This window comes from Pseudaeromonas sharmana (assembly GCF_042649925.1).
In the GTDB taxonomy this organism is placed as follows: domain Bacteria; phylum Pseudomonadota; class Gammaproteobacteria; order Enterobacterales; family Aeromonadaceae; genus Pseudaeromonas; species Pseudaeromonas sharmana.
This window is the reverse complement of sequence record NZ_JBHSAF010000002.1, coordinates 39,067-64,582: the sequence shown is the minus strand read 5'-3', so window position 1 is coordinate 64,582 and position 25,516 is coordinate 39,067. Positions and strand designations below refer to the sequence as shown.

23 protein-coding genes are annotated in these 25,516 nt (G+C 58.6%); 4 read left to right on the top strand and 19 right to left on the bottom strand.

All coding sequences use genetic code 11. The annotated features are described in order from the left end of the window. Window positions 1-4 precede the first annotated feature (4 nt). Window positions 5-1,252 carry a murein hydrolase activator EnvC gene (gene envC, locus ACFOSS_RS03720; protein WP_377150712.1) on the top strand — a complete coding sequence of 416 codons (1,248 nt, stop codon included), beginning with the start codon at window positions 5-7 and terminating at the stop codon, window positions 1,250-1,252. A 10-nt stretch (window positions 1,253-1,262) separates the two neighbouring features. Here envC and ACFOSS_RS03715 read toward each other — a convergent pair whose 3' ends face one another. Beyond that, window positions 1,263-1,517, bottom strand: a complete 255-nt coding sequence (locus ACFOSS_RS03715) for a YkgJ family cysteine cluster protein (protein ID WP_377150711.1) — start codon at window positions 1,515-1,517, stop codon at window positions 1,263-1,265. A gap of 126 nt (window positions 1,518-1,643) precedes the next feature. Between ACFOSS_RS03715 and ACFOSS_RS03710 the strand changes: the two genes are divergently transcribed. Then, complete coding sequence (locus ACFOSS_RS03710) at window positions 1,644-2,036, top strand: acetyl-CoA sensor PanZ family protein (RefSeq protein WP_377150709.1); 393 nt, start codon at window positions 1,644-1,646, stop codon at window positions 2,034-2,036. A gap of 64 nt (window positions 2,037-2,100) precedes the next feature. Here ACFOSS_RS03710 and glpX read toward each other — a convergent pair whose 3' ends face one another. After that, window positions 2,101-3,108: a class II fructose-bisphosphatase gene (gene glpX / locus ACFOSS_RS03705; RefSeq protein ID WP_377150708.1), complete on the bottom strand. Its 1,008-nt coding sequence runs from the start codon at window positions 3,106-3,108 to the stop codon at window positions 2,101-2,103. Window positions 3,109-3,348: 240 nt separating this feature from the next. Here glpX and ACFOSS_RS03700 point away from each other — a divergent pair, with 240 nt between their 5' ends. Next, complete coding sequence (locus ACFOSS_RS03700) at window positions 3,349-4,443, top strand: porin (protein ID WP_377150707.1); 1,095 nt, start codon at window positions 3,349-3,351, stop codon at window positions 4,441-4,443. Between the two features lie 107 nt (window positions 4,444-4,550). Here ACFOSS_RS03700 and can read toward each other — a convergent pair whose 3' ends face one another. Both can and pmbA read right to left on the bottom strand, forming a co-directional pair. Further along, the gene (gene can, locus ACFOSS_RS03695; RefSeq protein WP_377150706.1) at window positions 4,551-5,225 is read right to left on the bottom strand and encodes a carbonate dehydratase; all 675 of its coding nucleotides are present in this window, start codon (window positions 5,223-5,225) and stop codon (window positions 4,551-4,553) included. Between the two features lie 45 nt (window positions 5,226-5,270). After that, window positions 5,271-6,614, bottom strand: a complete 1,344-nt coding sequence (gene pmbA / locus ACFOSS_RS03690) for a metalloprotease PmbA (RefSeq protein ID WP_377150984.1) — start codon at window positions 6,612-6,614, stop codon at window positions 5,271-5,273. A 103-nt stretch (window positions 6,615-6,717) separates the two neighbouring features. On the opposite strand from pmbA, the gene yjgA reads away from it, so the two are divergent. Further along, window positions 6,718-7,251: a ribosome biogenesis factor YjgA gene (gene yjgA, locus ACFOSS_RS03685; RefSeq protein ID WP_377150705.1), complete on the top strand. Its 534-nt coding sequence runs from the start codon at window positions 6,718-6,720 to the stop codon at window positions 7,249-7,251. 73 nt (window positions 7,252-7,324) lie between these two features. On the opposite strand, the gene tldD is transcribed toward yjgA, so the two are convergent. The 15 genes from tldD to ACFOSS_RS03610 all read right to left on the bottom strand — a co-directional run bounded on the left by tldD (window position 7,325) and on the right by ACFOSS_RS03610 (window position 25,429). After that, complete coding sequence (gene tldD, locus ACFOSS_RS03680; RefSeq protein WP_377150703.1) at window positions 7,325-8,770, bottom strand: metalloprotease TldD; 1,446 nt, start codon at window positions 8,768-8,770, stop codon at window positions 7,325-7,327. Next, the gene (locus tag ACFOSS_RS03675; RefSeq protein ID WP_377150702.1) at window positions 8,761-9,597 is read right to left on the bottom strand and encodes a carbon-nitrogen hydrolase family protein; all 837 of its coding nucleotides are present in this window, start codon (window positions 9,595-9,597) and stop codon (window positions 8,761-8,763) included. The genes tldD and ACFOSS_RS03675 overlap by 10 nt, the downstream gene beginning before the upstream one ends. Continuing rightward, window positions 9,597-13,388 carry a YhdP family protein gene (locus tag ACFOSS_RS03670; protein ID WP_377150701.1) on the bottom strand — a complete coding sequence of 1,264 codons (3,792 nt, stop codon included), beginning with the start codon at window positions 13,386-13,388 and terminating at the stop codon, window positions 9,597-9,599. The genes ACFOSS_RS03675 and ACFOSS_RS03670 overlap by 1 nt, the downstream gene beginning before the upstream one ends. Further along, window positions 13,388-14,857 carry a ribonuclease G gene (rng, locus tag ACFOSS_RS03665; protein ID WP_377150700.1) on the bottom strand — a complete coding sequence of 490 codons (1,470 nt, stop codon included), beginning with the start codon at window positions 14,855-14,857 and terminating at the stop codon, window positions 13,388-13,390. The genes ACFOSS_RS03670 and rng overlap by 1 nt, the downstream gene beginning before the upstream one ends. Window positions 14,858-14,880: 23 nt before the next feature. Next, window positions 14,881-15,450: a Maf family protein gene (locus tag ACFOSS_RS03660; RefSeq protein ID WP_377150699.1), complete on the bottom strand. Its 570-nt coding sequence runs from the start codon at window positions 15,448-15,450 to the stop codon at window positions 14,881-14,883. Then, window positions 15,450-15,935 carry a rod shape-determining protein MreD gene (mreD, locus tag ACFOSS_RS03655; protein WP_377150698.1) on the bottom strand — a complete coding sequence of 162 codons (486 nt, stop codon included), beginning with the start codon at window positions 15,933-15,935 and terminating at the stop codon, window positions 15,450-15,452. Before mreD ends, ACFOSS_RS03660 begins: the two co-directional genes overlap by 1 nt. Continuing rightward, window positions 15,932-16,942, bottom strand: coding sequence for a rod shape-determining protein MreC (mreC, locus tag ACFOSS_RS03650; protein WP_377150697.1), 1,011 nt, complete (start codon window positions 16,940-16,942; stop codon window positions 15,932-15,934). Before mreC ends, mreD begins: the two co-directional genes overlap by 4 nt. Before the next feature lie 45 nt (window positions 16,943-16,987). Beyond that, entirely contained in the window at window positions 16,988-18,031 is a 1,044-nt protein-coding gene (locus tag ACFOSS_RS03645) for a rod shape-determining protein (protein ID WP_377150696.1), read from the bottom strand. Between the two features lie 147 nt (window positions 18,032-18,178). Further along, entirely contained in the window at window positions 18,179-21,868 is a 3,690-nt protein-coding gene (locus tag ACFOSS_RS03640) for a DUF6701 domain-containing protein (protein WP_377150695.1), read from the bottom strand. Next, window positions 21,868-22,317 (bottom strand): MSHA biogenesis protein MshP, encoded by a 450-nt coding sequence (locus tag ACFOSS_RS03635; RefSeq protein WP_377150694.1) that lies wholly within the window; start codon window positions 22,315-22,317, stop codon window positions 21,868-21,870. The genes ACFOSS_RS03640 and ACFOSS_RS03635 overlap by 1 nt, the downstream gene beginning before the upstream one ends. Beyond that, complete coding sequence (locus ACFOSS_RS03630) at window positions 22,307-23,086, bottom strand: prepilin-type N-terminal cleavage/methylation domain-containing protein (protein ID WP_377150693.1); 780 nt, start codon at window positions 23,084-23,086, stop codon at window positions 22,307-22,309. The genes ACFOSS_RS03635 and ACFOSS_RS03630 overlap by 11 nt, the downstream gene beginning before the upstream one ends. Beyond that, entirely contained in the window at window positions 23,086-23,667 is a 582-nt protein-coding gene (locus ACFOSS_RS03625) for a type IV pilus modification PilV family protein (RefSeq protein ID WP_377150692.1), read from the bottom strand. Before ACFOSS_RS03625 ends, ACFOSS_RS03630 begins: the two co-directional genes overlap by 1 nt. Continuing rightward, window positions 23,657-24,172, bottom strand: a complete 516-nt coding sequence (locus ACFOSS_RS03620; RefSeq protein ID WP_377150691.1) for a type II secretion system protein — start codon at window positions 24,170-24,172, stop codon at window positions 23,657-23,659. Before ACFOSS_RS03620 ends, ACFOSS_RS03625 begins: the two co-directional genes overlap by 11 nt. A gap of 107 nt (window positions 24,173-24,279) precedes the next feature. Further along, on the bottom strand, window positions 24,280-24,732 hold the full coding sequence (locus tag ACFOSS_RS03615) for a type II secretion system protein (RefSeq protein WP_377150690.1): 453 nt from the start codon (window positions 24,730-24,732) through the stop codon (window positions 24,280-24,282). A 58-nt stretch (window positions 24,733-24,790) separates the two neighbouring features. Beyond that, a complete protein-coding gene (locus tag ACFOSS_RS03610) occupies window positions 24,791-25,429 on the bottom strand; it encodes a type II secretion system protein (RefSeq protein WP_377150689.1) in 639 nt (212 codons plus the stop codon). Window positions 25,430-25,516: the final 87 nt, after the last annotated feature.

Here is a 25,516-nt window from a genome sequence, read left to right as displayed (position 1 = left end):
CCCCATGCGGATATCTGACACCATCCTGAAGATAATGACACGCGTCGGCCTGCTGGCCGGCGCGCTGTTTTTTGTCTCGCCACTCTCCGCAGCCAACCACCAGGATCTGAACAAGGTCCGCGAACAAATCCAGCAAAAACAGCAGGAAATCCAGAGCCAAAAGAAGGATCTGAGCAGCCTGCATGAACAACTGCGCAAAGACGAAAACGCCGTCACCGAGCTGGCGAGCCGACTGCAAACCACCCAGAATCGTCTCAACGCCACACGCAAACAGTTACGCAGCCTCGAACAGCAGCAACGTGAGCTCAAGAGCGCACAACAGCGACAAGAAAAGTTGCTGGCGGAACAGCTCGACCATGCCTATCGCATGGGGGAACACGACTATCTGAAGTTGCTCTTGAACCAGCAAGATCCTGCGGCGATTGGCCGCGCACTGGATTACTACGGTTACTTCAATGATGCGCGCCTCAAAGCGATCGCCGATCTGAAAGAGACGCTGCACCAGCTTGAGCAAAACAAGCGAGCGACGGCCAAGACCACAGCGACGCTCAGCGGTCTGGCGAAGAGTCAGCAACAAGACAAGCAAAGCCTGCAGACCAAGCAGCAGCAACGGGAAGCCACCGTTGCCGCCATCAAGTCTTCGCTGGCCGATGACCAGGCACAGCTGGCGAAACTGCAAGTTGCCGAAAAACAGCTCACGCGCAAGATTGAAGAGGCCCGCAAGCGCCTGGAGGCGGAACGCAAACGCAAGAAGGCCGAGGCCATTGCCCGCGCCCGCGCCAAGGCCCGCGAACAGGGCAAGTCCGAGGCCGCAGCCGAGGCCAAAGCCAACGCCACGATTGCCCTCGGTGATCACAAAGGGCTCGGCAAACAACGAGGTCGTCTGCCATGGCCCCTCAAAGGCGCCCTGGTGCGTCAATTCGGTGAACATCGCAGTGGCGAAGTCAGCTGGAAAGGCATCCTCATCGGCGCAGCCAATGGCGCACCGGTTCGAGCCATCGCCGATGGCGATGTTGTCTTTGCCGACTGGCTGGATGGTTTTGGCAATGTGATGGTCATCGACCATGGCAGCGGTTATCTGAGCCTGTATGGAAACAACGACAGCCTGCTGAAGCAAAGCGGCGATGCCGTGCATACCGGTGATGTCATCGCCCGCACCGGCAACAGTGGCGGGCAGCCTCAGTCCGGCCTCTATTTCGAAATTCGCTGGCAAGGCAAACCGGTCAATCCGGTAGCCTGGCTGGCCCGCTGAGCCCTGTTTCTTACGTCAGCGTCACACGTTCCCACTCGGCGAGCAGCGTCAACGCCTGTGCAGCACTCTGCCCGCAGACATCGGCCATCGGGCGAAAACCAGAGCACACGGCTGGCCGTAATGCTGAGCCAAACAGCCGGCACAGGTTGCCTTCATCCAGCTGTATGCAGCGCACTCCCGCCGGTTTCCCATCCGGCATCCCCGGGATGACCGAACTGATACTCGGGGCAATACAACAGGCACCACATCCCAGTCGACACTCCATTCTGCTCTCATCTCCCTGTCATGCCGCCCGGCTGGGGGTAGACGTGTTAAACTTGGCTCATACGAAACGGCTTGCTAACCGTGGAAAGTCGTCAGCCGCCGCGGCGAACGTCTCAGGAGACCGACCATGCGCCTCACAGTCCATCACAGTTCCGAACTCTCACCCTATTGGCTCGACAGCCTGAACAAGCTGCTGGCCGCCGACAATCTCAATCACGAGCAGCTGCTCCATGCCGGTCATTGGCATGTCGCCACATTCAACGATCGAATTGTCGGTCTCGCCGTGACTCGCGATGAAGAGATCGTTTACTTCGCCGTACGGGATGTCACCCGCCGGCGCGGCATAGGCCAATACTTGCTGACCGAAACCCTGGGTTGGATGCAGGCCCAAGGCTGTTCCCAGGCCATGCTCTCAACCCATGCCGCCCGTCCCGAAGAGCACTCGGCCCTGAATGCCTTCTTGCTACATAATGGCTTCACGCGCAATGGCAATCGCTATCTGCTGACACTCAATCACTGAGCGCTAAAAATGCCAAGAGAGCGCCAATGCGCTCTCTTGCTACCGATGCGGACGGCGCATGCCATCACAGAATGATATCGCGGAGTTGCTGGTCCTTGCGATCCAGGTAGTGGGTCGAGCCAATGCGACGAATAGTGCGTGACTTGCCACGAATCAACAGGGTTTCCGTGGTCGCCAGGGTGCCATCGCTGGTGATACCTTCCAGCAGATCGCCCTTGGTAATACCGGTCACCGAGATGATGACGTTATCGGTACGCACCATGTCATCCAGCTTGAGCACGACTTCTGCCTGAATGCCCATCTTTTCACAGCGCGCCAATTCATCGGTGCCCAGTCGACGGTTTTCTTCGGTGTCACCCTTTACCTTGTGTCGCGGCCAGAGGCGGCCCTGCATGTCACCATCCAGAGCACGCACCACGGCGGCAGAGACCACGCCCTCCGGCGCGCCACCGATGCAGTAGAGCATGTCGACTTCGTTATCCGGCAAGCAGGTCAAGACTGAGGCGGCCACGTCACCATCCGGGATGGCAAAGACACGCACGCCCATCTGCTGCATCTGGCGAATCGCGTCATCATGGCGCGGCTTGGCCAGGGTAATCACCGTCAGACGATTAACCGGCTTTTCCAGCGCCTGAGCGACGGCTTCGATATTCTCCACCAGCGGACGCGCGAGATCGATGACCCCCTTCGCCTTGTGGCCGACAATCAACTTCTCCATATACATATCCGGTGCCTTCATGAAGCCACCTTTAGCCGCGGCAGCCAGTACCGCTACCGCATTCGCCTGGCCCATCGCCGTCATGCGGGTGCCATCGATCGGATCCACGGCGATATCCACTGCATCACCGCCACAGCCGACTTTCTCGCCGATATACAGCATCGGTGCCTCGTCGATCTCACCTTCTCCGATGACGATCTCGCCATCGATCTCGACCTGGTTCAACACCAGTCGCATCGCCTCGACCGCGGCACCATCGGCCAGATTCTTGTCCCCGCGGCCGAGCCACTTGTAACCGGCCAGCGCGGCGGCCTCGGTTACCCGGGAAAATTCGATCGCCAGTTCACGTCTCATAGCTGCTTCTACCTGTGAAAAAGGAAATGGATTCGTCAAAACGGCGGCATTCTAACATCAAGGAAAAACCTTTGCCTGCATCAATCCTTGCTGCCGGGATTAGATAGCGTCAAGTCCGGGCCCAAAAGTTCCCCAGCAATAAAAACTTCACCCCGACGTAACAGAAGCGTCATCTGCGACTTCTAGCATGGCCCCGTCGTTAACCCTCAGGCAAAAAGCCACACTAAACAAGGATCGATGATGAAAAAGCTGACTGCTGTTGCCGTGGCCCTGCTGGCCGCCACCTCTGCCGCGCAAGCCGCCGAAGTCTACAAGAATGAACAGATGGCGCTCGACATGTACGGCCGCATCTATGCCGGTCAATTCTTCGGTGAGAAGAAGAACCACAGCGAAGATTACAGTGCCAAGGTCGGAGCCAACCAGTTCATTCGCTTTGGCGTCAAGGCTGACAGCGCCATCTCCGGTACGCTGAAGGCTGTAGGTCAATACGAAGCCCAATTCAATATCGGTGATAGCGAAAAGATCAACAACGTCTCCTGCACCACCACCGAAGCCACTGATGGCACACACAGCACCACTTGCCAGGACGACAAGATCCGTACTCGTCTGGCATTCGCTGGCCTCAAGTCAGAAAGCTGGGGTCAGGTGACCTTCGGTCGCCAAAAGGGCGCCATCTCGCAAATCGCCGACTGGACTGACGTCGCACTCTCCGATGGTTACGGTGCCGATGCGCTGGGCCATGGCGCCGATAAATTCGGAACCGGCCGCTCTTCAGACCTGCTGAAGTACTCCGCCACTTTTGGCGGCTTCAAGGGCGAAGCCTCCTACAAGTTTGACGGTAACACCACTGAAGAGAAGACCAGCTCGTCTGCCGATGCAGCTTACGGTATCTCTGCCTCCTACACGCTGGAAAATGGCCTGGGCTTCGGCGCCGGCTACAACGTGGGCCAGCGTGACAAGGCGGGCGAGAACGATGCCAAGCTGGCGATCGTCGGCGTCATGTTCGACAACAAGTCTCTGTATGCCGCCCTGAACTATGCCGATGGCACCGACTATCTGGCAACCGGCACCGACCACACCGGTTGGGAAGCTGCATTGGGTTATAACTTCGCCAACGGTTTTGGCCTGATGGCCGTGTATGACAAGCAAGAGTCCGACAAGGCCGGTACCAAAACCGACACCGTCGACTACTACACGCTGGGCGCCCAGTACAAGTTCAACAAGTCACTGCGCGTAATTGGCGAATACCGCATCCAGGGTCTGGAAGGCAAGAGTGACTCCAGCGCTGAAGCGGTGGAAAACGACTACCAACTGGCTGCACGTTACGACTTCTAATACCGCCACACTTCGTATACAGATGCAGGGGCCCTTGGGCCCCTGCTTTTTATGCGCACGCTACTGCCCGCCACTCGCCTGCGCCTGGGGCAGCGCACGATGCGGGCTCAGTCTTTGCCCGCGTCCGGGCTGTGATACTGAGTCACTATGTCGCGAGAAGAGCGATAGACATCGGGGATCTGATCCAGCGCGTTGATCGTCACCCCCAGATCCCGCAACAGGCCATCCTGCAGACCATAGATCCAGCCGTGAATGGCCAGCTCCTGACCGCGCTTCCAGGCGTTCTGTACTATGGTGGTACAACAGACATTCGCCACCTGTTCCAGTACATTCAGCTCGCACAGGAAGTCCTGGCGCTCACGCACATCGACAATCTCCTCGATCTGCTCCCGATACTTGAAATAGATGTCCTTGATATTGCGCAGCCAGTTATCGATCAGACCGTGCTCATCATTGCCCATCGCCGCGACCACGCCGCCACAACCGTAATGACCACACACTATGATGTGTTTCACCTTTAAGACATCAATGGCGTACTGGATCACCGACAAGCAGTTGAAATCAGTATGAATCACCAAATTGGCGACATTCCGGTGCACAAACACGTCGCCCGGTAACAGGCCCAGCAATTCGTTTGCCGGTACCCGGCTGTCGGAACAACCGATCCAGAGGTATTCCGGAGCTTGCTGCCGGGACAGCTTCTCAAAGAAATGCGGATCTTCTGCCTTGATCTTCTCGGCCCAGCTGCGGTTCTGTTCAAACAGATGATTCAGCAGTCGCATGTTTCACTCCCTTGCGATGGAACGTGTCCGTATCCGATTGCGAGCTTAATTGCCCGCCACCTTCATGTTATCCAGCAGCACCGAGCCGGTGCGCAGGCTCGAGCGCAGATCCCAGTCATCGCCAACGGCAACCAGGCTGCGGAACATCTCTTTCAGGTTACCGGCAATGGTGATCTCCTCGACCGGGTAGGCAATCTCGCCATTTTCGATCCAGAAACCGGATGCCCCACGCGAATAGTCGCCAGTGACAATGTTGACACCCTGCCCCATCAGTTCGGTCACCAGCAGACCGGTCCCCATTTGTGCCAGCAATTGCTCCTTGCTCTGTCCTTGACCTCGCACCTGCCAGTTGTGGATGCCACCGGCATGACCCGTCGACGGCATGCCGAGCTTGCGACCGGAGTAGCTGGTCAACAGGTAGGTCTGTAACTGCCCTGCGGCTATGATGTCGCGCTCGACGGTGCGCACGCCTTCGGCATCAAACGGGGCACTGGCCAGACCACCACGCAGCAACGGATGCTCGGCAATCGTTAGCCAGTCCGGAAAAATCTGCTGCCCCAATGAATCGAGCAGGAATGATGACTTGCGATACAGGCTACCACCGCTGATCGCAGAGACCAGATGACCAAACAGGCCAGAGGCCGACTCGGGACAGAACAGCACCGGCACGCTGCAGGTACCTATCTTGCGCGCCCCAAGTCGCGACACGGTACGTTCGACCGCCTCTTCGGCAATGCGCTGTGGAGCCCAGAGGTCGTCGATATGCCGGCATGATGAATAACCGTAGTCACGCTGCATCTCGCCGTCCTGCTCGCCAATCAGCACACAGCTCAGCGAATGGCGGGAACCGGCATAGCCACGCACAAAACCATGGCTGTTGCCATAGACCTTGATGCCATGGTGACTGCTGAAGCCCGCCCCGTCCGAGTGCTTGATACGGCTATCCAGCGACAACGCATGCTGTTCACAGGCACGGGCCAGTTGAATACCAAATTCCGGGTCGCCGGCGATGGGGTGCAGCAAGTCCAGCTCAGGTGTCTCCCAAGCCAGCCAGTCCGCATCGGCCAGGCCGGCAAAAGGATCGGCCGAGGTGTGACGTGAAATATCCAGTGCCGCCTCGACGGCACGACGCACCGCGTCGGGAGAGAGATCCGTGGTCGACGAAGATCCTTTGCGTCCGTCACGATAGACGGCAATACCCAGCGCACCGTCTTTATTGAATTCAATGCTCTCGACTTCACCGCCGCGAGTGTTAACCGACAAACCGGTCTGTTTGCTGATCGAAACCTCGGCACTGTCCGCCCCCAATGAACGGGCGATGGTCAGCGCATCGGCAACCACAGACTCCAGTTGGGTCTGTTCCTGGCGTATTTGCTGCTGCAGATCCATAGTCACTACTGTCTTGTCATCATTAGCCATCCAGCCTATCACAGGCCAGCAATCAACGGGAGAAGCTGGTAACATATCGGTCAACTGGAGTGGAAACCGACACATGCACAATCAATTTGACGAATCAGCCCACGAAGACGAGTGGGAATATGAAGGCCCCAGCAAGAGCGAAATGAAGCGCGAGTCAGAGCGCTTGCAGCAGCTGGGCACGGAACTGGTAAATCTGAAACCCACCGAGCTGGCCAAGGTGCCACTGGACGAAGAGATGCTGGACGCCATCGCGTTGGCGCACCGTCTGCAAGGCAAGCGTGAAGCATTCCGCCGCCAGTTGCAGTTTATCGGCCGTCTGATGCGCAACAGCGAAGTCGAAGAGATCGAGAAAGCCCTCGATGTCATTCGCAGTCGCCATGTGGCCGGTAACGCCCGCATGCACAAACTGGAACAACTGCGCGAAAAGCTGATTGCCGAAGGTGACGAGGCGATTAATGCCCTGCTCGGCGACTACCATGAGCTGGACCGACAAAAGCTGCGTCAGCTGGTGCGCCAGGCCAAGAAGGAACGCGAAGGGAACAAACCGCCCGCCGCATTCCGCGAGCTGTTCCAGTATCTGCGTGATGAACTGGAAACCCTGATCTAATCACCGGCTGCCGAGCAGTGAAAAGGGCGGAACTCTCCGCCCTTTTGCCTGCTGGTTGACGCAGCAACAGCGCTTAACGCGTGCCGCCCACCGTCATCATGTCAAGTTTCAGGGTCGGCTGGCCCACCCCTACCGGCACACTCTGGCCATCCTTGCCACAGACGCCAACCCCGGCATCCAACGCCAGATCATTTCCGACCATCGACACCTGCTGCATTGCCTCCGGACCATTGCCGATCAGCGTCGCCCCCTTAATCGGAGCGGTGATCTTGCCATGCTCGATCAGATAAGCCTCGGAGGCTGAAAACACGAACTTACCGGAGGTGATGTCGACCTGACCGCCACCGAAATTCGGCGCATAGATCCCCTGCTTGACCGAGGCGATGATCTCCTGTGGATCATGCTCACCCGCCAGCATGTAGGTGTTGGTCATCCGCGGCATCGGCAGGTGAGCATAGGACTCACGGCGCCCGTTACCGGTCGGGGCGACCCCCATCAGACGGGCATTCAACTTGTCCTGAATGTAGCCCTTGAGGATCCCCTTCTCAATCAACACATTGTATTGGCCAGGAGTCCCCTCATCGTCAATGCTGACCGAGCCGCGACGGCCCGGCAGGCTGCCATCGTCGACAATGGTACAGTGTTCGGATGCAACCTTCTGTCCCACCCGACCGGCAAATGCCGAGGAGCCCTTGCGATTGAAGTCCCCTTCCAGTCCGTGACCCACTGCCTCGTGCAGCAACACACCAGGCCAACCCGGGCCCAGCACCACCGGCATGGTACCGGCCGGCGCATCGACGGCGTCAAGGTTGACCAGGGCCTGACGTACCGCCTCGCGCACATACCCCAGCGCACGCATCTCGCCGGCGACCGGATCGAAGAAATAGTCATAGCCGCAACGTCCACCGCCGCCGCTGCTGCCGCGCTCGCGCCGCCCGCCCCGCTCCACCAGAACAGTGCAGTTCAGTCGGACCAGCGGCCGGACATCGGCACTCAGGGTGCCATCGGTGGCAGCAACCAGCACTTCTTCATAAACCCCGGACAGTGACGCTATGACCTGACTGACGGCAGGATCCAGCGTACGGGCGAAACGATCCATCTGCTCCAGCAACGCGATCTTCTGGTGTTTGTCGAGCGTCCCCAACGGGTCGAGCGGCGCGTATAGCATGGGAGCCTGACTCGGTTGCCAGATGCGGATCTCACCATGACCACCGCTCTGGGCGATACCGCGGGCCGCAATCACCGACTGGCTCAGAGCATGGATACTCAGCTCATCCGAATAGGCGAAGCCGGTCTTTTCACCACTGACGGCGCGAACACCGACACCTTGATCGATGTTATAGCTGCCATCCTTGACGATGCCGTCTTCCAGCACCCAGGACTCATGATAACTGCTCTGAAAATAGAGATCGCCGAACTCGACCTGATGTGTCATCAACTGACGCAACATCCTGGCTAAAATAGCCTCATCCAGTTCATGGGGCCGCAGCAGGCGTTCAGAAACTTGATTCAACAACATGACGCTTCATCTCTCCAGGCGCCCGTCAGCCGGGCATGCTCCAGCACCGGCATATCGGTGCGGATTTGTGAAATCAAAGCCGGGTCCAGGTCGGCCACCAGGACACCGGGTTGGTCATCCAGCTCACCCAGCAGCCTGCCCCAGGGGTCGAGCAGCAACGAATGCCCCCAGGTGCGACGCCCGCCGACATGCTCGCCACCCTGATTGGCCGCCAGCAGATAGCACTGATTCTCGATGGCCCGCGCCTGCAGCAGGGGACGCCAGTGCGCCTCTCCTGTCACGGCGGTGAACGCCGCCGGTACCAGCAGGATGTCGGCACCACCGACGCGCAGGCGGCGATACAGCTCCGGAAAGCGCACATCGTAGCAGATGGATAGCCCGAGACCACCAAAAGGTGACGCCACCACCCGGCACTCGCTGCCGGCAATAAAACTGTCGGATTCACGGTATCGACGCTGTCCATCGGCGACATCGACGTCAAACAGATGCAGCTTGTGGTAATGCGCGCGTGCTTGTCCACGCTCATCAAATACCAACATGGTGGTATGCAGTCCGTTTCCGGAAGCAGCCAGCGTTGGCAGTGAGCCGGCCACGAGCCAGATCCCGAATTCCCGAGCCCACAGCGCCAACTGCTGCTGGATTGGGCCCGAGCCCAGCGGTTCGGCAATGGCCTGATAATCCGCCGTGGTGCCAAAGGCCGCAAAATTCTCCGGTAGCAGCACCAACATCGGCCGCTGCGGTGGCAACAACGCCAGCTGTGCGGCAATCTGTTGGCGATTCTCTTCCCACTGTGGTTGGCTGTTGAGTTGCACGACGGCAAGCTTCATCACTTCTTCCCCTCTGCCGGGCGAGTATCGCGACCTGTTTCAATGACTTCGGGAGCCCCCAGGGTTCCGCCCACCGAGAAACGGACTTCGGTGATGACATCCAGCACCGGAGACAGCAACTTGGAGGCGGCCAGTACATAGATCCCCGTTACCGGGGTCACCGCCACGGCCGTGGCCAGCGACAGCTCGTTGGAGAATTGCGGCCGGAAGCTGACTTGATAATCTATCTTCTGGCTGTTCAAATCCAGAGAGCCCTTCGCCTTTATGTCACCTGAATCGGCCTCAAGCAGGAAATCGTCACTACTCAGGCGGCCCTGTTCGATGTGGTTGGTAAAGTGAATGCGGCGGAAAAAGAGTCCTTTTTCAAATAGATCACTGAAATCCAGACTCAAGCGGCGCATGACGGCATGCAATGAAAATACCGACAACAAACGGGTACCGGTGGACCCCATGTTACGCAGCATGCCTTCACCGCTGTCGAAATTCATCTTGCCCGCCAGCGTGGGTTTATCCAGACGATACAGCGGCCCCTGCCAACTGAGATGACCGCCAAAAGTGGCCTTAGTGCCACTGAACCCCAATGGCATGTCCAACGCTTGCAGCCAGGTTTCCAGGCTGGCGATCTGGCCATCCAACTGCAGACGACTCAGCGAAGCGGCACCATCGAGCTGCCACTCCCCCTTGCCCGTGACCTTGTTGTTGCCCTGCTGAATCAGCAGATGGGGCACCTTGAGCCCGTTACGTGCCGGCCTGGCCTGCAATTCAACGCGCCCCAGTTGCATCTTGCCCACCACACAACGCTGGCAGACCAGATTGAACGGCGGGATGGCAGACAAGGTGCGCCGCTGCTCATCCCGTGCGGGCATCGGCCTTGGCGAGGTGTCTGACGCGGGGTCCGGGTGCCATTCCAGATAGGCGACATCCCAGGACCAGGGCGCATCCCCACGGCGTTGGCCGCTGGCCGTCACCTGATTCGCCAGCAATGACCACTCCTGCTGGTCCGGGCTCTGGCGTCCGGAAAAGGTCAGCTTGTCCCAATTCTGTTGTTGCCAGCGCAGCTTCGGCACGGCCAGCTGCCATGAGCCTTGTTCCGGTAACAACGACGACAGCCAGCGGCTCGCCTGCTGGGCCTGACGTGGATCCCCCTGCCTTGCTTGCCACCAGGCTTGCCAGGCATCGCCATCCAGCGCCGTGAAATTCAGCTGCAGGTGCAGCGGTGACCAACTCTGGCCGGTTGGCTCCAGCTGCTGATTGCCCAGCCAGAAACGGCTGAAGCGATGATCGCGAGGCGACCAATCACCCTGCCAGCGCCAGCCTGGCTGCCACTCGGCTTGCAACTGGCTACTCCGCTGGTCACCGCGCGCCGTCACCCGCAATGACCGCGTCTCATCTCGCGCCTTGCTATAAGGGGCCGGTACCGCCAAGGTCAATCCACGCAACGAGCTCTGCCATTGCGCCTGATAGCGGAATCCGGCCGAGGTTAACGCCAGGTCGAGTGTCCCCTGCCAGGGCGTCTTCCCGGTCACAACCCCCTGCCAGTGATCTGGCAGCGCCGCACTCTCACTGCTCCACTGTCCGCCCATCTTCAGCTTTACCTGATAAGCGTCATGCTGTAACTGCCCCAGGTAGTCCAGGGTCACCGGTTGACCTGCCACCATTGCGGTCAGTCCCTCGAACCGGGTTTCCTGCTGGGTAAACGCCAGGCGGCCTTTCAGGCGGGAAAGTGGCAGGCCAAGGTCTCGGACTGTAAGTTCATTGCCGTCAAAATCGACATGCCCCAGGACGCCGACTGGTGCACCATCCAACGGAATATCCAATTGCACCTCACCCTTGAGCGGGCGGGAGAGTGGCAAGGCCAGCATCGCCGCCCCGACCGAGTCGGCCACGCCGGAGTGCACCAGATAGTGCTGCACGGCGGCAGCCTCGCCCTGTACATCGGCATTGATATACAAGTGTGCCGCCGCATCGAGGCTCGGGAACCAGGCATGAATGAAATCGCTGTGCGCCGCCCCCAGACGGGCGGCCTGGCTTCGCATCTCCAAGGTGTCATTCTGGAACAGCAGATCGAGGCTCAGATCCTCCAGAGGCTGCCACGCCGGATCAAACTGGAAACGGGCTTGGCGCAGGGGCACCGCCACCTGAAAGCGGCCCTCGCCATTGTGATACGGAAACGCATCCAATGGCCCATCCCACAGCAAAACGGCATCCTGTACTGTGCCGGCTTGCAGGGATTGCGTGAGGTAGTCGGTCAGTGGCTGCCCCATGGCAAGCCGCGGGTAGTAGCGCCAGGCCTGGCCGGCATCGAGTAAGTCAATCTGCGACAAGAGATAAAGCGCAGGAGAGGCCGCATCCGGCAAGGTCAGCCGGAACTGACCGTTGGCGCGCAACGCCGGAGTCTGCACCTGTAGCTGTTCGGCCGAAAGCAACCATCCATCGCGTCGTTTCTGCAACGCCAGCTCCGCATCCAGCGAGGTCAACGGAATGTCTGCCGGGAAATAGTCTCCCACCTTGAGGGTTTGCGTGCCAAGGTGCATGGACAGCCACCCGCCGTTCGGGGTGAGCAACAGCGAGCCTTGCGCGGCAGACACGCCGGGCAACATCTGCCATCGCGCCCAACCTAGGTCGCTAAAACGCGCCGATAACTGCCATGGCCCCTGTGCCCCCTGATGCTGCAGCACAATGTTCTGCAACCGGCCTTGCGGACGCATCTGCTCCAACGCCCTGGACAGCTCGCTCTGGGGGCCTGACAGCAGCACCAGCGCCGGGGTGACCGCGCCAATGTTGACCGGGTCGAGCTGACCACCGAGTACACCTTGCTGCCAATCAAGCTGCAATTGCCAGGGATGCCAGTCGCGTTGCTCATCTCGGACCTCAAGCTGTTGCGAGCTCAGCTGCCAGGCTGTACCCCGTCGTTTCCATTGCAACAGGCCACCACGGACCGCAACCTCACGGGTCTGCCCCTCATCGAGCCAGGAGAGCTGGTTCGTCCCCAGTTGCAGTTGCGCCAGCTGCCAGGCGCGATGTTCGCGCTGCAGCCAGAAACGAAAGTCGAGCGCGCCCTGCAATGCACCAGGACGCACGGTGTCGCTCGGCTCGACGGCAAGCGGTAACGACTGCACAAACAGCGTCCCCGCCATCGCATCGGGATCCTCGGCGTTACCGTTGAAATCGGCCTGCAGCTGCAATCGGCTGTGTACACCGGGATGGGAAAACGTCAGTTCACCGACGCCACTATGACGATCACCGCGGTTCTGCCAATAGAGCCGAGACACCTGCAGGCGGGTCAAATCCCCCATCGGTGTCAACAGGCGAATTTCACTCTGCTCCAGACTAAAGGATTGCAGACGCCCCAGCAGCAGCCGCGCCAGCGGCAACCACTCGGTCGGTGTTTTGTGCTCAGTCGCCGTCTGTTGTTGCAACCAGCGACCATCGAGTTGCAGCTGCACGCCGCTGAAATGCAGACCACCAAGCTCCCAGCGGCGCGCCAGCAGACTTTGCCATGGCCGTATCCGCACCTGGGCATCACGAATCGCCAACGACCAGCCCGCATGCTGCTGCGGTTGCAATCGCAGGTCATGCAAGGTGATGGCCGGGCCATACTCGCTCCAGCTGACCCCCAAGGCGCCGGCATCCGCCTGCAATGTCGACCCCGCCAGCAGCGAATCCAGCATCGCCTGCCGTTGAGACTGCACCCAGGGCAGCCCGAAACGCGCCGCCGTCACCAACGACGCAATCAGCAGCAACACCAGTGCCAGTAAACGCCAGAAGTGAAACAGTGAGCGCCGGATCACTACATCATCACCACGTCAAACTGCTCCTGACTGTAGAGCGGTTCTGCCTGCACCTTGACCTGCTTGCCGATGAAGACCTCCAGCTCAGCCAGGCTGTGCGACTCTTCGACGTGCAACGCCTCGGCCACTTGCAAGGAGGCATAAACGATAAACTGATCGGCGTCATAAGCGCGATTGACACGCAGGATCTCGCGCAGAATCTCATAGCAGACGGACTCCACCGTCTTGACCCTGCCGCGCCCCTTGCACTCCGGACACTCAGAGCAGAGGATGTGCTCCAGACTCTCCCGGGTGCGCTTGCGCGTCATCTCGACGAGTCCAAGATGCGAAAAGCCATTGACCGAAGTCTTGGCCCGATCCCGCGCCAAGGCTTGCTCCAGGCTTTGCAGCACGCGGCGACGGTGATCCTCGGACTGCATATCAATGAAGTCGATGATGATGATGCCACCCAGATTACGTAACCGCAGTTGACGCGCAATGGCAGCTGTCGCCTCGATATTGGTATTGAAGATCGTCTCTTCAAGGTTGCGGTGACCAACAAAAGCCCCGGTATTGATATCGATGGTGGTCATCGCCTCGGTCTGATCGATGATCAGATAACCGCCAGACTTCAGCTCCACCTTACGTTCCAGCGCGCGCTGGATTTCATTTTCGACATCATGCAAATCGAAGATCGGCGAGTCGCCGGCATAGTAGTCCAGCTTGTCGACCATTTCGGGCACAAACTCTTCGGTGAACGACTTCAGCTGTTCGAAGGTCAGTCGCGAGTCGACACGGATCTTGTCCAGATCGGCACCAACAAAGTCCCGCAGGATACGGAACGCCAGCGACAGGTCCTCGTAGAGGATGCTGCAGGGCTTGTTCAGTTGCCGGCGCTCCAGTACCTTGCGCCATAGCCGCTTCAGGAACTGGGTATCCTGTTCCAGTTCGCGTTCACCCACACCTTCGGCGGCAGTACGGACGATAAAGCCGCCAAGTTCATCCACCTGACGCAGCACTATCTGCTTTAAACGCTCACGTTCCGTCTCGCTCTCGATCCGCTGTGACACGCCAACATGGGCACTGCCGGGCATAAAGACCAGATAGCGCGAAGGCAGAGTGATATCCGTCGTCAGGCGCGCACCCTTGGTACTGATGGGGTCTTTCACCACCTGCACCATGATGTCCTGTCCCTGGCGCACCAGCTCGGCGATGTTGCCAACCTGGAAATGTTCCTTCTCGCGCACATCAACGCATTCGGTATGCGGCACTATGTCCGACGCATGCAGGAACGCCGCCTTTTCCATGCCGATATCGACAAACGCCGCCTGCATGCCGGGCAAGACCCGGCTGATTTTACCCTTGTAGATGTTGCCAACCAGACCACGCTTTGCCTGGCGTTCGATATGAACTTCCTGCAGGGTACCATGTTCTACGAGGGCAACCCGGGTCTCCGAGGGAGTCACATTCACCAGCAGTTCGGTCGACATAAGGGGTTCCTTGCCTGAAGAGATTAGAGGCGCTCACGCAACAGCAGATCGGTTTCCAGCAACGGTAACCCGACTACGGCACTGTAACTGCCAGAGAGATGGCTGACGAACTTGCCACCTATGCCCTGAATACCATAGCCGCCTGCCTTGTCTGCCGGCTCGCCGGTAGACCAGTATGCCGCAATTTCCTCATCGTCCAAGGGGCGAAACGTCACATCCGTGACGACGAGGCGCAGATCGATGCCGTGCACAGTGGCCAGCGCAATTGCTGTCATCACCTGATGGGTGCGGCCTGATAGCTGGCGCATCATCTGAGCGGCATGGCCTTGATCGCGTGGTTTCTCCAGTACGGACTGATCGATGACAACGATGGTATCGGCACCCAACACGGGCAGAGAGCCCTGACAGGCAAGCCAACCGGCACGGGCTTTCTCCTGCGCCAGCCGGCTGACGTAAGCGCGCGCTGCCTCACCAGGCTGACGACACTCTTCGACATCCACCCGCAACAACGAGAAGTTGACACCAAGTTGAGTCAACAGTTCACGACGCCGGGGCGACGCCGACGCCAGATAGAGAACGGCAGCAGCAGTCATCATCGGATACGAAAACGTCGGCGCAGTTTGCGCAGTGTGACAAAGGTCAGCGGCCAGAGCAGCAGGGTACTCAGCGAGGCCCAGAACAAGCGATAATTCAGCGTCGCAACGCCAAACAAATGCTCGGCCCAGAACACCGTCAGCTGACCCAGCAGGCTGATGCAGCCCATCACCAACGCCTGTTGCCAGACCGAGAAATTACGAATTTTCTGGAACTGCAGCGCCGCAACATACGCCATGATGGCCATGGAGAGGGCATGAATACCCAGCGTCGAACCGAGCAGGATATCCAGCAGCAAACCGGCAACCCAGGCGGTGCCCAGATTCACCCGGTGCGGCAAGGCGATGACCCAGTACATCACCACCAGCGCCAGCCAGTCCGGACGGTGATAATCAAGCAGGGACGGCATCGGTAGTATGGAGAGGATCAGTGCCGCCAGTATGGTCAAATAGATGGAACCAGTCCCATGGCCGGTAATATTCATCGCGCCTCTCCTGTCGGCGCAGGGCGCTTCGTTGGCGCCACTGCCTTGTGAGCCCTGGCTTTGGCCGGCTGAGGCTTGCCAGCGCCCGGCTTCGGCGCCGCAGCCGGAGCGACCACGGTTGGCGTTGCAGCAGAGGTGGCCATGGCACCACTGGCCGGCTGCACAACTGGCTGGGCGCCACTACTGAGCGGCTCTGGCCACAACAGCAACAGGTAACGCAGACGATCCAGGGCCGCCAGCGGCTCGGCTTTCACCTCGGCAAACGGCTTACCCTCTTCATAGGAAAAACGGGTAATTTTTGCCACCGGATACCCCATCGGAAAGCGGCCTCCGAGACCCGATGTCACCAACATGTCGCCCTCTTGCAGATCGGCACTGCGCGGTATGTTCTTCAGCGTCAACTCATCCAGGATGCCAGTCCCGCTGGCGATGGCGCGGATATCGTTGCGCATCACGCGCACCGGCAAAGCATGGCTCAGGTCGGAGATTAACAGCACACGACTCGTGGTTTTACCAACACTGATCACCTGGCCTACGACGCCCAGGTCGTTGACCACAGGCTGCCCCTCATAGACACCATTGCGTTCGCCACGATCGATGACGATTTGATGCACAAAGGGATCTGAATCCACGGCGAGAATCTCGGCCACCATCTTGCGTGAATCAGCCTGTACCGGCGAGCCCAGCAACTTACGCAGGCGCTCGTTCTCCTGTGAAATCTGGGTAAACCGCAGCAGATCACTGCGCAGCAAGAACAGCTGCTGTTCAAGTTTGCGGTTCTCGTCGAGTAACTCGTTTCGGGTCTGGATCTGCTCGCTGACACCATCTGCCAGCTTACGCGGCGTATCCGCCAGATAGATCAACGGGCTGACAAACGAGTCAAGATAAAGGCGTGCCCCGGAAAACAGGTGAAAGCGGGCATCGGCAACGATCAGGCCCACTGAAAGCAGTACCGTAAAGAAGAGGCGAAATTGCAGGGCCAGGCCCCGACCGAAGATTGGATTCATGCTGTCCGTTATACGAAACCGGCCCGCGAGGGGCCGGCTTAAGGGTTATTCGTAGTGGAACAGGTCGCCGCCGTGCATGTCGATGAGCTCCAGCGCTCGTCCACCGCCTCGGGCCACACAGGTCAACGGATCCTCTGCTACGACCACCGGAATGCCAGTCTCTTCCATCAACAGACGATCCAGGTCGCGCAACAGGGCACCACCGCCTGTCAGGACCATCCCCTTCTCGGAGATATCGGACGCCAGCTCCGGAGGCGACTGTTCCAACGCCACCATGACGGCACTGACGATACCGGTCAGCGGCTCTTGCAGCGCTTCGAGGATTTCGTTGGAGTTGAGCGTGAAACTACGCGGTACCCCTTCGGCCAGGTTGCGACCGCGGACTTCGATCTCGCGCACCTCATCACCCGGATAGGCAGAGCCAATCTCGTGCTTGATACGTTCAGCCGTGGCCTCACCGATCAGGCTACCGTAGTTACGACGCACATAACTGATGATCGCCTCATCAAACTTGTCGCCACCGATGCGCACGGAAGAAGAGTACACCACACCATTCAGCGAAATAATCGCCACTTCGGTGGTACCGCCGCCGATGTCGACAACCATGGAGCCCGTCGCTTCAGAAACCGGCAAGCCGGCACCGATCGCGGCCGCCATTGGCTCATCGATCAGATAGACTTCGCGGGCCCCTGCACCTTGCGCCGATTCCTTGATCGCGCGCCGTTCCACTTGGGTGGATCCGCAGGGGACACAGACCAGCACGCGCGGGCTGGGACGCAGGAAATTGTTGTCGTGAACCTGCTTGATGAAGTGCTGCAGCATCTTCTCGGTCACGTAGAAATCGGCGATCACACCGTCCTTCATCGGACGAATCGCCGCAATATTACCCGGGGTACGGCCCAGCATCAGCTTGGCGGCATGCCCGACGGCTGCGACAGACTTGGCATTCCCGCCTCGGTCCTGACGAATAGCAACCACAGACGGCTCGTTCAGCACAATGCCCTTGCCCTTGACGTAGATCAGCGTGTTGGCAGTACCCAGATCGATCGACAGATCGTTGGAAAACAAGCCTCTGAGATTCTTGAACATGGTAACGGAGGATCCTGGAATGTTGAGACTGGAAAAAGCCGGCTCACTTTACCAATCCCCCGCTCATTGAGCAAGCAAACATCCAGCGCCGGCACTGCAGATCCGACACGGCTCGCACTGTTGCTACCAGTCTGGCATCAGACTCAATCAGGACTGTTCGCGGCGATAGATGATCCGGTCACTGCCTCGCCATTGATTGAAATAGGCCCAGCCACTCGCTTCAGCTGTCCCCGCACTGCCGTCACCATCCCAATCAAAACGCAACCAGACGGGAGTTGATGGCTGCTTGCTCAATTCAATCTGATAGTTGACCCTATCATTGACGTTCGGCGCGCTGAAATGCAGCCAGATGTAGCCGCCATTTGCCGTCTGGGATGCAGCGGTTCCGGCCACGGAGCGCGAGCTGCTGAGGCTAAGTCGGCTGTGCGCATTGCTGGCCAACGTCAACTCGCGACTCGCGAGGTCATAGCCACGGTCAAACACGAAACCATCGCTCGCCTGCAGATCAAGCCGCGAGCAATTATCCATGGTATTCAACACCCAATTGCTGCCGTTGAAATATTCAAATTGCAGCGGCAAAGCCAAGCCGCTGGCGGGTGAAGTCCGGCCGTTACCAGCCGACAGTCGCCCCAGACGCATCATCTGCGTACCCAACTTGACCGCATTACAACTACTGCAGCTACCGCTAGTTGCACTGTGCATATCACCGTTACTCACATCGACGCTCAGGCTGTCATTGCCCAGCAGCTTGACCCCGACATCGAGACGGGCAAAGGGACCATCCGCCCCTCCTGACGCCAGACGCGAAAATGCGACCGGATAACTGCTGACAGACTGCATGCCCTGGACCCAGGAAGCGGACACGGAACTCAGGCGCGCATCCAGAGGCACACCATCATCGTTGTTTTCAGCCACCAGCGTCGTGACATCGTGTACAAACCCGCCACTGTCGAAGCGGCTATCGTAATTCAAGGTCGTTTGACCACTCTTATTGCGGGCAATCGCCTGGTAACCAATGGCAAAGGGCTGGTCCATGTAGCTGAATCCATTGGCGAAACACGCCGCCTGCAGACTCGGATTTTGAATCTGATAATCATAAGGCGTAAATCGCCCGACCGGGCCACTCGTCGCCACGGGCAGACTCATGCCCATGTAACTTGGCGGCGTCGCCGTCATGCGGAACACCCCGACCTCACTCACGGCCTGGTTCAACGTCGCCGTACCGCTGGCCAGCGCGCTGTGGTCGTAACTGGTCTGCGTCACGGTGGCATTCACGCCGGATGCGGGAGCCACCAGCTGACTGCCGAGCGCAATGCCGCTCAGGGCAAAATTCGGCGTAATCAGGTTACCGCTGCACAGATCGGTATCATTATTCTGTTGCCAGGCTCGGGGCGTGATCTTCAGTGCAAACGTCTCTCCGGCACGCCGGAAGGCCGGGCAACTGGCATTGCCAGCACTGCACGTCTGTTCAGGCTCGATACACAGTCCGACCGGCGCACTGACAAACTGGTCATAGCCATTCATCACCAGGTTGGCATCGCCATTGGCCGCAGTCCCGGTATAGCGCGCGTCCAGCCTCATCTCCCCGGCATCGGCATAGTTGACGCTCAGGGTTGCCGTCCCTTTGGCATCGAACACCAGTGGAATGGAGGTCGCAGTCGCCTCGGTAAAGCCCACCGCAGTGCTGTTCACCGTGACGGCCGGTTTAGCAGAGTTCACGGTAGTAGCGGGGGAAACATAGCTGCTCCAGAACGCCACATTGCGTGTCACACCGGCAAAGGCCGGGACGCACAATCCCAAACTATCGCTCGTGCGCACCGCCTGAATGCTGATCCCCGTCGCAGGCTGGTTTGCTCGCTTGGCAGGGACGTCAAAGATGAAGCCGCTATCGGCAAAATTCAGGGTGCAGGCGGCCGCCGACAATGACCCGGAACTGCCATTGCGGCACAAGGTCGTGCTCAAGGGTTTGGTCGCGGGAGTGGAGCCTGTAACCCCTATGGTGACGTTGCCAGCCGTGCGTTTTGCCAACGTCAGCGTGCTGCTGCCACCCGAAAACGTCACCACATTGCCCCCCGTCCAGCTGCCATCCGCCAGACTCGACGGTGCCAGCGTGGCCGTGACAGACTCCGTCACCAGGCTGCTGCACGCTGCGTTGGCACAGGCGCGAATCGTCATCGTCTGCGGAGTACAGGTCAACGGATTGCCCGCAAAATCGAACTCGAAGTGATCTATCTGCGTCCCGACAGTACTGGACTTCAGCGCGCAAATTTTAACGTTATCCAGTTCATGAATATTGTTCGAACCACCGGTCGAGCCGGTAAATGAAAGATAGAAATTTTCCGGAATGGCACTTTGTCCGGTCTGACCAATGGCATTGAATTGCGGAATCAGGGTCACATAGCCAGAACCGGTATTGCGTTCAATCAACACCAGTGCCTGACCGCTGGTCCGGGAGTCGACGCGCAGACGGTAGCGATGCGCAGGGGTCGGGTAACTGCTGCCATTATGTACCGCAGGGCTCAGCGTATCGGTACCATAGAGGTAACGGTAGCCTGAGTAATTGCTGCCCGAGCCGCGGATTGAAACCGTGTTGGCCTTTCTGGTCTGGTTATTGCTGCCGCCTTCCGCCCGAAAATTACCGTATTCATCGATACCCACCCCGAGCCAGCCGCCGGCAAACCCCGGAGACCCGGTCTTATAACCGTACCCCAGCGGGCCGCCACTGCTACCCGGCTGCGGCGTCACCGAGGCATCAGACAACACCATGGCAATCCCGTCGGCGCCATTCCCGCCATAGGCCGCCTGGTCAAACTCGATCGTGACCAGGTTGTCGGCGGCGGGAAACAGGCGCTGATACGAGATCGAGGTCGCCTGATAGGTCACCGCCTCCGTCAGACGCAAACGTCCATTAACAATCTTGGGTGTAAAGGTGCCGCTACTCTTGGCGACGACCCAGTCGTTACTCAAGGACGTGACGTTAAAGTCATCGCTGACACACCCGAGTACAGGGGGTAGCACCGTCGACGTGTCGTAGATATAAGAATCATAAACATAGATATCACGGGCCGTGACACGGCCATTCACCGTGCCCTGGTTACGGACAATAAAATTGTCATCGGCATAGAAATAACCATTGTGGGTACCGCCCAGCAGTTCGATGCTGCCATAGCCGATCACCACCAGGCTGCCGGTGTTATCTTCGTTCAAGGTTGCCTGATTCTTAACCGAGAGATAATTCTTCACAAAAATGCGGGTCGTGCCCGTCTCGCTGAGCAGCAGCTTGCGCCCATCCAGATCCAGCGTCTCGATCCAGTAATCCCCGGGGGCCAGGTAAACCGCCGCCTGACCATTGCGCACCGTCAGACTTTTGATTTTATAAGTCGTGTTCAGATTACTGAATTTCAGCGTCGCATTATCGACCATCAGGTTGCCATACTCGCTAAGCCCGGAGGCCCCCAGCGTTACCACTTGACCATTGTTATACGTCACACTGTTTGTATTACTGGAGGTGGCAAAGGCATCCAACACCAAGGGCGAGATCTGGGAACCATTCGCGGTACATTTGACCAGGCTCCCTGCGCTGTTAATGCAATTGCCATTGTTGCTTTGCACATTGATTCGGCACAGGTTCAGCGAAGGACTGCTTCCGCCTTTGATCTGCGAGCTGTTGGTGATCTCCAAGGTAGAGGCATTGGATGAACTGCAGCTGGAACTCAAATTGGCGGTGACACCCTGTACCACGGTTGGGAAGACCGACGCATAGTCGATGGTCATGGCCTGAGCTGCAGCGCTGCCCAACCACAACATGCACAAAACAACAACACCATGTTGATTCATCATCTCTCCCCGTCAAACGCCTCGGCCACCACGGTACGGCTGACCGCAAAATCTGCATTGCTGCCAATACCATCGTTACCACAACGGCCGGTACTGCTCAGTCGTAATACGCTCTGCGTCCCCGTCGATGTTGCCGCCGAGACCATCTGACAGTGCACATCGTATCGGCAGCCAGCCAACCCCTCATCGTTGAAGCTGTAGCTGCTGTCGCTTTGCAGACAACTGGCACTCTGCCAGACCCCTGATGGGTACTGCGCCTGCAATCTGTGCTCAATGCCGGTTTGGGCCGCCATCAAGGCGCGCAGTGACAGCACCTCGACGGCATGTTTTTCTCCACTGTCGGTCAGCAGCCGGGCCAGAGCCGCCGTCAAGAGCCCGAAGATCAGGATCACAAACAGCGCCACCATCAGGCTCGCACCGCGCTGTTGCAGAGTGCGATTAGGGGACATTATCCACCTCCAACAGGTGGCTGAACTGTACCGCTTCATCGCGTCGGGAAAACAGTAGACGCACCAGCACCTCACCATTGCTGTTAAACGCGCCGCTCTCCATGGAGAAACTGGCACTTTGCAACGCCTCGGCCATGATGTTCGACTCCGTCGCCGAGCTGGCAAGCAACTGCTCCTGCCGAATCAGTTGACTGCCTTGCTGGCAGAAGCTGACGCGACGATCGGCATAGTAGACGCGCTGGCCGGGAGAAGGCGTCGCGAATTGCGTACCCGTCAGTCCTGACTGCGCCTGCAGCTGAATGCTCTGCAGCGGTGCCGCGCTGGTCACCGATGCGACCTGCAACACGCAGTTGCCATGAGAGCAAGCATAGGGGGCCGTTGCCGGATCCAGCCCTTGCGGGAAAACCAGGGCCAGATCCCCCGGCGCAACCTGCTGCTCCGCCAACGCCGGGATAAATGCGACCATGGTACTGCCTGCCGCACTACCGGGCAGTTGCAGATAACGACTGGCTGCCTTGATGGGCCAGAAGCGAATACATGCCGGTGCCGAGGTCACTTGCAGGGTGCCAGGTATGGCGTCCCGTACTTCACGATTCAGGCGCTCGACACCAAAGCGGACATCGTTCATCAACTGTTCGCGAGCGGCGACGTCGGCATACATGCGGGTACCGGAACCGATAAACTGGGTGGTGTAGATGCCCAGCACCCCCAGCAACAGGATGACGACCACGATCTCCATCAAGGTAAATCCACGACTGCAGGCTCGCATCAGTAGTTCCCCCGCTCAAAGGCAAACGGCAGCACGCTGCCATCCGGCAAACGCACCTGCAGCGCTATGTGTTTAGCCACGGCGCACCGAGCGGCACATCCGCTACGCGGGGTTACCCTGATGTTAATCGCGAAATTGGCATACTCCTGCTGCTCACCTGCACTGCCCTGGGTAAAAAACGACGCCGCAATCCAGGAGGCAGGGCTACAGCTGGTCAGCCCCTGCTGGCAGATGGCGGTGGTATCAAAATCATCAACATCATTGAACAACAGCGGCAGGGACTCGCCACTGTCCGGACCATAGTCGCTGCTGGCCGTGCATTCGGCATAGCTGATGCCATCGACGGTCTCGCCGCAGCGCCAACGGCCACCATTCAAATCGGAATTCTGATCATAGGCTCGGGACAGCATCTGGTTGAACAGGCGCTGTGCCAGCTGTGATGCCCTAACTTGCTGCAAAGGATCCACGGCCTGACGACTCTGACTCACCAAGAATCCGACCATGGGACCCAATACCGCCGCCAGCAGGACTATGGTCACCACCAGCTCCATCAGGGTGAATCCCGTGACCCTAGCCCGCATGGATGTATCCCTCCGCCTCGATGCGAACCGTGTCCTGAAAGCTATCGAGGCTCAACGTTACCACACAGCCATTCAGGCAGGCGCCCAACGGGCGCCCGAGGCGATCAAAATGCAGAGCAAACTGTGAGCTGCCAGAGGGTAGCCGGATGCGAACTCCGCTCTGGCCCGTCACCAGCCCGCCCCGGGTCAGGGTGGCGCTGTCCCAGGTCGCAATGGGGGCCGGAGCCGGACAGCTGCTAACGGTCCCGGCGGTGGTAGCAGAGGCAAAGCGGTCATCATCGATACGCAACCAGCTGCAACGGGCGTCGGGAGCGCTGCCCACAACATTGGCTTCATTCATATTGCGCAGCTGGACCAGACGTAAACGCGTCACCAATTGATCGCGCAGCGTCACCAATTCGTACTCCTTCTGCCCACCCCAGCGCGCGATCACTGTCACGGCGATGATGCCAAGCAGTACGATGACAATGACCAATTCAATCAGGGTGAAGCCACGTTGTGTCATCTGTAGGTAACCCGGTCATTGGCTGCACTAAACAACAACGGGGCATGACCTTGCGGTCAACACCCCGTGTATCCACACTGCTTCCAGCTTATCCCTCAGGGGGCAGATCAGCTGCAGCTGGAGGCGGTCACTGCGGTAACGGTAGGACGAGAGCCGGAGGTGGCAGACAGTGTATACGTCACCACACAGCCAGAAGGCGCGTTCACCGGTTGCAGGGTATAGGAAGAGCCAGAGACAGCCGCCGTCCAGTCAGTCGGGCTGAAATCCAGCACGGCACCAATACCTGCAGAGGTTGCCGCCGGGTAGCCGTACACAATCGCGATGGTGCTGCTGCCGTTGGAGACAGTTGAGGACGCGGTGGTCTCCTTGCCGGCAATCACTGCCTTGGAATAGACCATGGAGGCGCCGCTTTCCATCGCCGCCTTCATGCCCTTCAAGGTGGACTCACGTGCATCACCTTGCAGATTCAGGAACTTGGGTGCAGCGGTAACCGCCAAAATACCGAGGATGACAATCACAATCACCAGCTCGATGAGGGTAAAACCTGCATTACGTTTCATGGTTTTTTTTCCTTACTGTTTTAGTTCATTGTTTATCAAGCTGATCCGCGGCCACGGATCAGTTGTTGATATGGGTAACAACCTGCCCCGATGCCGGACGATAGCTGAAGCTCTTGTACTTGTCGGTGCGATTGTTGGGATCCTGGTAGCCGCCATCCGAGGTCTTGTCGAGGGCGCTCACCAGATAGTAACGGCACAGGGAGTCATTGCCGCTCCCATCTACCGAAACGTAATATTTGAGGTCATTTTTACTGTCCACCACCGAGCTGAACGTATCGGTTGCTTTCGGTGGATTCTGCATCAAACCATTCCAGATATTCAGACAACGCGCCGCCGTCAACCCGGAAGGCGTGACATCGACACTGCTGCTCGCACCGGTATCGATAGGATAACCGGGTGAAATTTCGCCATTTTCTATTTCGCTATCCGTGGGTGTCGTCAGGTAGAAGCGATTGCCATCATACAAAATCGTATTCAGCCCGCCTTCCTTGCTGCGCCCCTTGGCCTCCCACTGGGCACGGACCAGCAGCGCACCGGTCGCAAACCCACCCGATACCCCTTCGACACTGGCATTCTTGGCTTCTTCGGTGACATCCAGAAAACGTGGCAATGCCGTGACCGCCAGTATCCCCAGCACCACTATCACGATGACCAGCTCGATCAATGAGAAGCCTGTTTGTCGAACATTTCTGTACATTATCTCACCACCCCTATCTGCCAGTTGCCCGGTCAGCATAAACCCAGCATATCAAACAACAACTTAATAGAACCACGCCTTACCTTA

Coding starts and splice junctions, on each gene's coding strand:
- envC (WP_377150712.1), top strand. CDS start 5: ATGCGGATATCTGACACCATCCTGAAGATAATGACACGCGTCGGCCTG.
- ACFOSS_RS03715 (WP_377150711.1), bottom strand. CDS start 1,517: ATGGAGTGTCGACTGGGATGTGGTGCCTGTTGTATTGCCCCGAGTATC.
- ACFOSS_RS03710 (WP_377150709.1), top strand. CDS start 1,644: ATGCGCCTCACAGTCCATCACAGTTCCGAACTCTCACCCTATTGGCTC.
- glpX (WP_377150708.1), bottom strand. CDS start 3,108: ATGAGACGTGAACTGGCGATCGAATTTTCCCGGGTAACCGAGGCCGCC.
- ACFOSS_RS03700 (WP_377150707.1), top strand. CDS start 3,349: ATGAAAAAGCTGACTGCTGTTGCCGTGGCCCTGCTGGCCGCCACCTCT.
- can (WP_377150706.1), bottom strand. CDS start 5,225: ATGCGACTGCTGAATCATCTGTTTGAACAGAACCGCAGCTGGGCCGAG.
- pmbA (WP_377150984.1), bottom strand. CDS start 6,614: ATGGATCTGCAGCAGCAAATACGCCAGGAACAGACCCAACTGGAGTCT.
- yjgA (WP_377150705.1), top strand. CDS start 6,718: ATGCACAATCAATTTGACGAATCAGCCCACGAAGACGAGTGGGAATAT.
- tldD (WP_377150703.1), bottom strand. CDS start 8,770: ATGTTGTTGAATCAAGTTTCTGAACGCCTGCTGCGGCCCCATGAACTG.
- ACFOSS_RS03675 (WP_377150702.1), bottom strand. CDS start 9,597: ATGAAGCTTGCCGTCGTGCAACTCAACAGCCAACCACAGTGGGAAGAG.
- rng (WP_377150700.1), bottom strand. CDS start 14,857: ATGTCGACCGAACTGCTGGTGAATGTGACTCCCTCGGAGACCCGGGTT.
- ACFOSS_RS03660 (WP_377150699.1), bottom strand. CDS start 15,450: ATGACTGCTGCTGCCGTTCTCTATCTGGCGTCGGCGTCGCCCCGGCGT.
- mreD (WP_377150698.1), bottom strand. CDS start 15,935: ATGAATATTACCGGCCATGGGACTGGTTCCATCTATTTGACCATACTG.
- mreC (WP_377150697.1), bottom strand. CDS start 16,942: ATGAATCCAATCTTCGGTCGGGGCCTGGCCCTGCAATTTCGCCTCTTC.
- ACFOSS_RS03645 (WP_377150696.1), bottom strand. CDS start 18,031: ATGTTCAAGAATCTCAGAGGCTTGTTTTCCAACGATCTGTCGATCGAT.
- ACFOSS_RS03640 (WP_377150695.1), bottom strand. CDS start 21,868: ATGAATCAACATGGTGTTGTTGTTTTGTGCATGTTGTGGTTGGGCAGC.
- ACFOSS_RS03635 (WP_377150694.1), bottom strand. CDS start 22,317: ATGTCCCCTAATCGCACTCTGCAACAGCGCGGTGCGAGCCTGATGGTG.
- ACFOSS_RS03630 (WP_377150693.1), bottom strand. CDS start 23,086: ATGCGAGCCTGCAGTCGTGGATTTACCTTGATGGAGATCGTGGTCGTC.
- ACFOSS_RS03625 (WP_377150692.1), bottom strand. CDS start 23,667: ATGCGGGCTAGGGTCACGGGATTCACCCTGATGGAGCTGGTGGTGACC.
- ACFOSS_RS03620 (WP_377150691.1), bottom strand. CDS start 24,172: ATGACACAACGTGGCTTCACCCTGATTGAATTGGTCATTGTCATCGTA.
- ACFOSS_RS03615 (WP_377150690.1), bottom strand. CDS start 24,732: ATGAAACGTAATGCAGGTTTTACCCTCATCGAGCTGGTGATTGTGATT.
- ACFOSS_RS03610 (WP_377150689.1), bottom strand. CDS start 25,429: ATGTACAGAAATGTTCGACAAACAGGCTTCTCATTGATCGAGCTGGTC.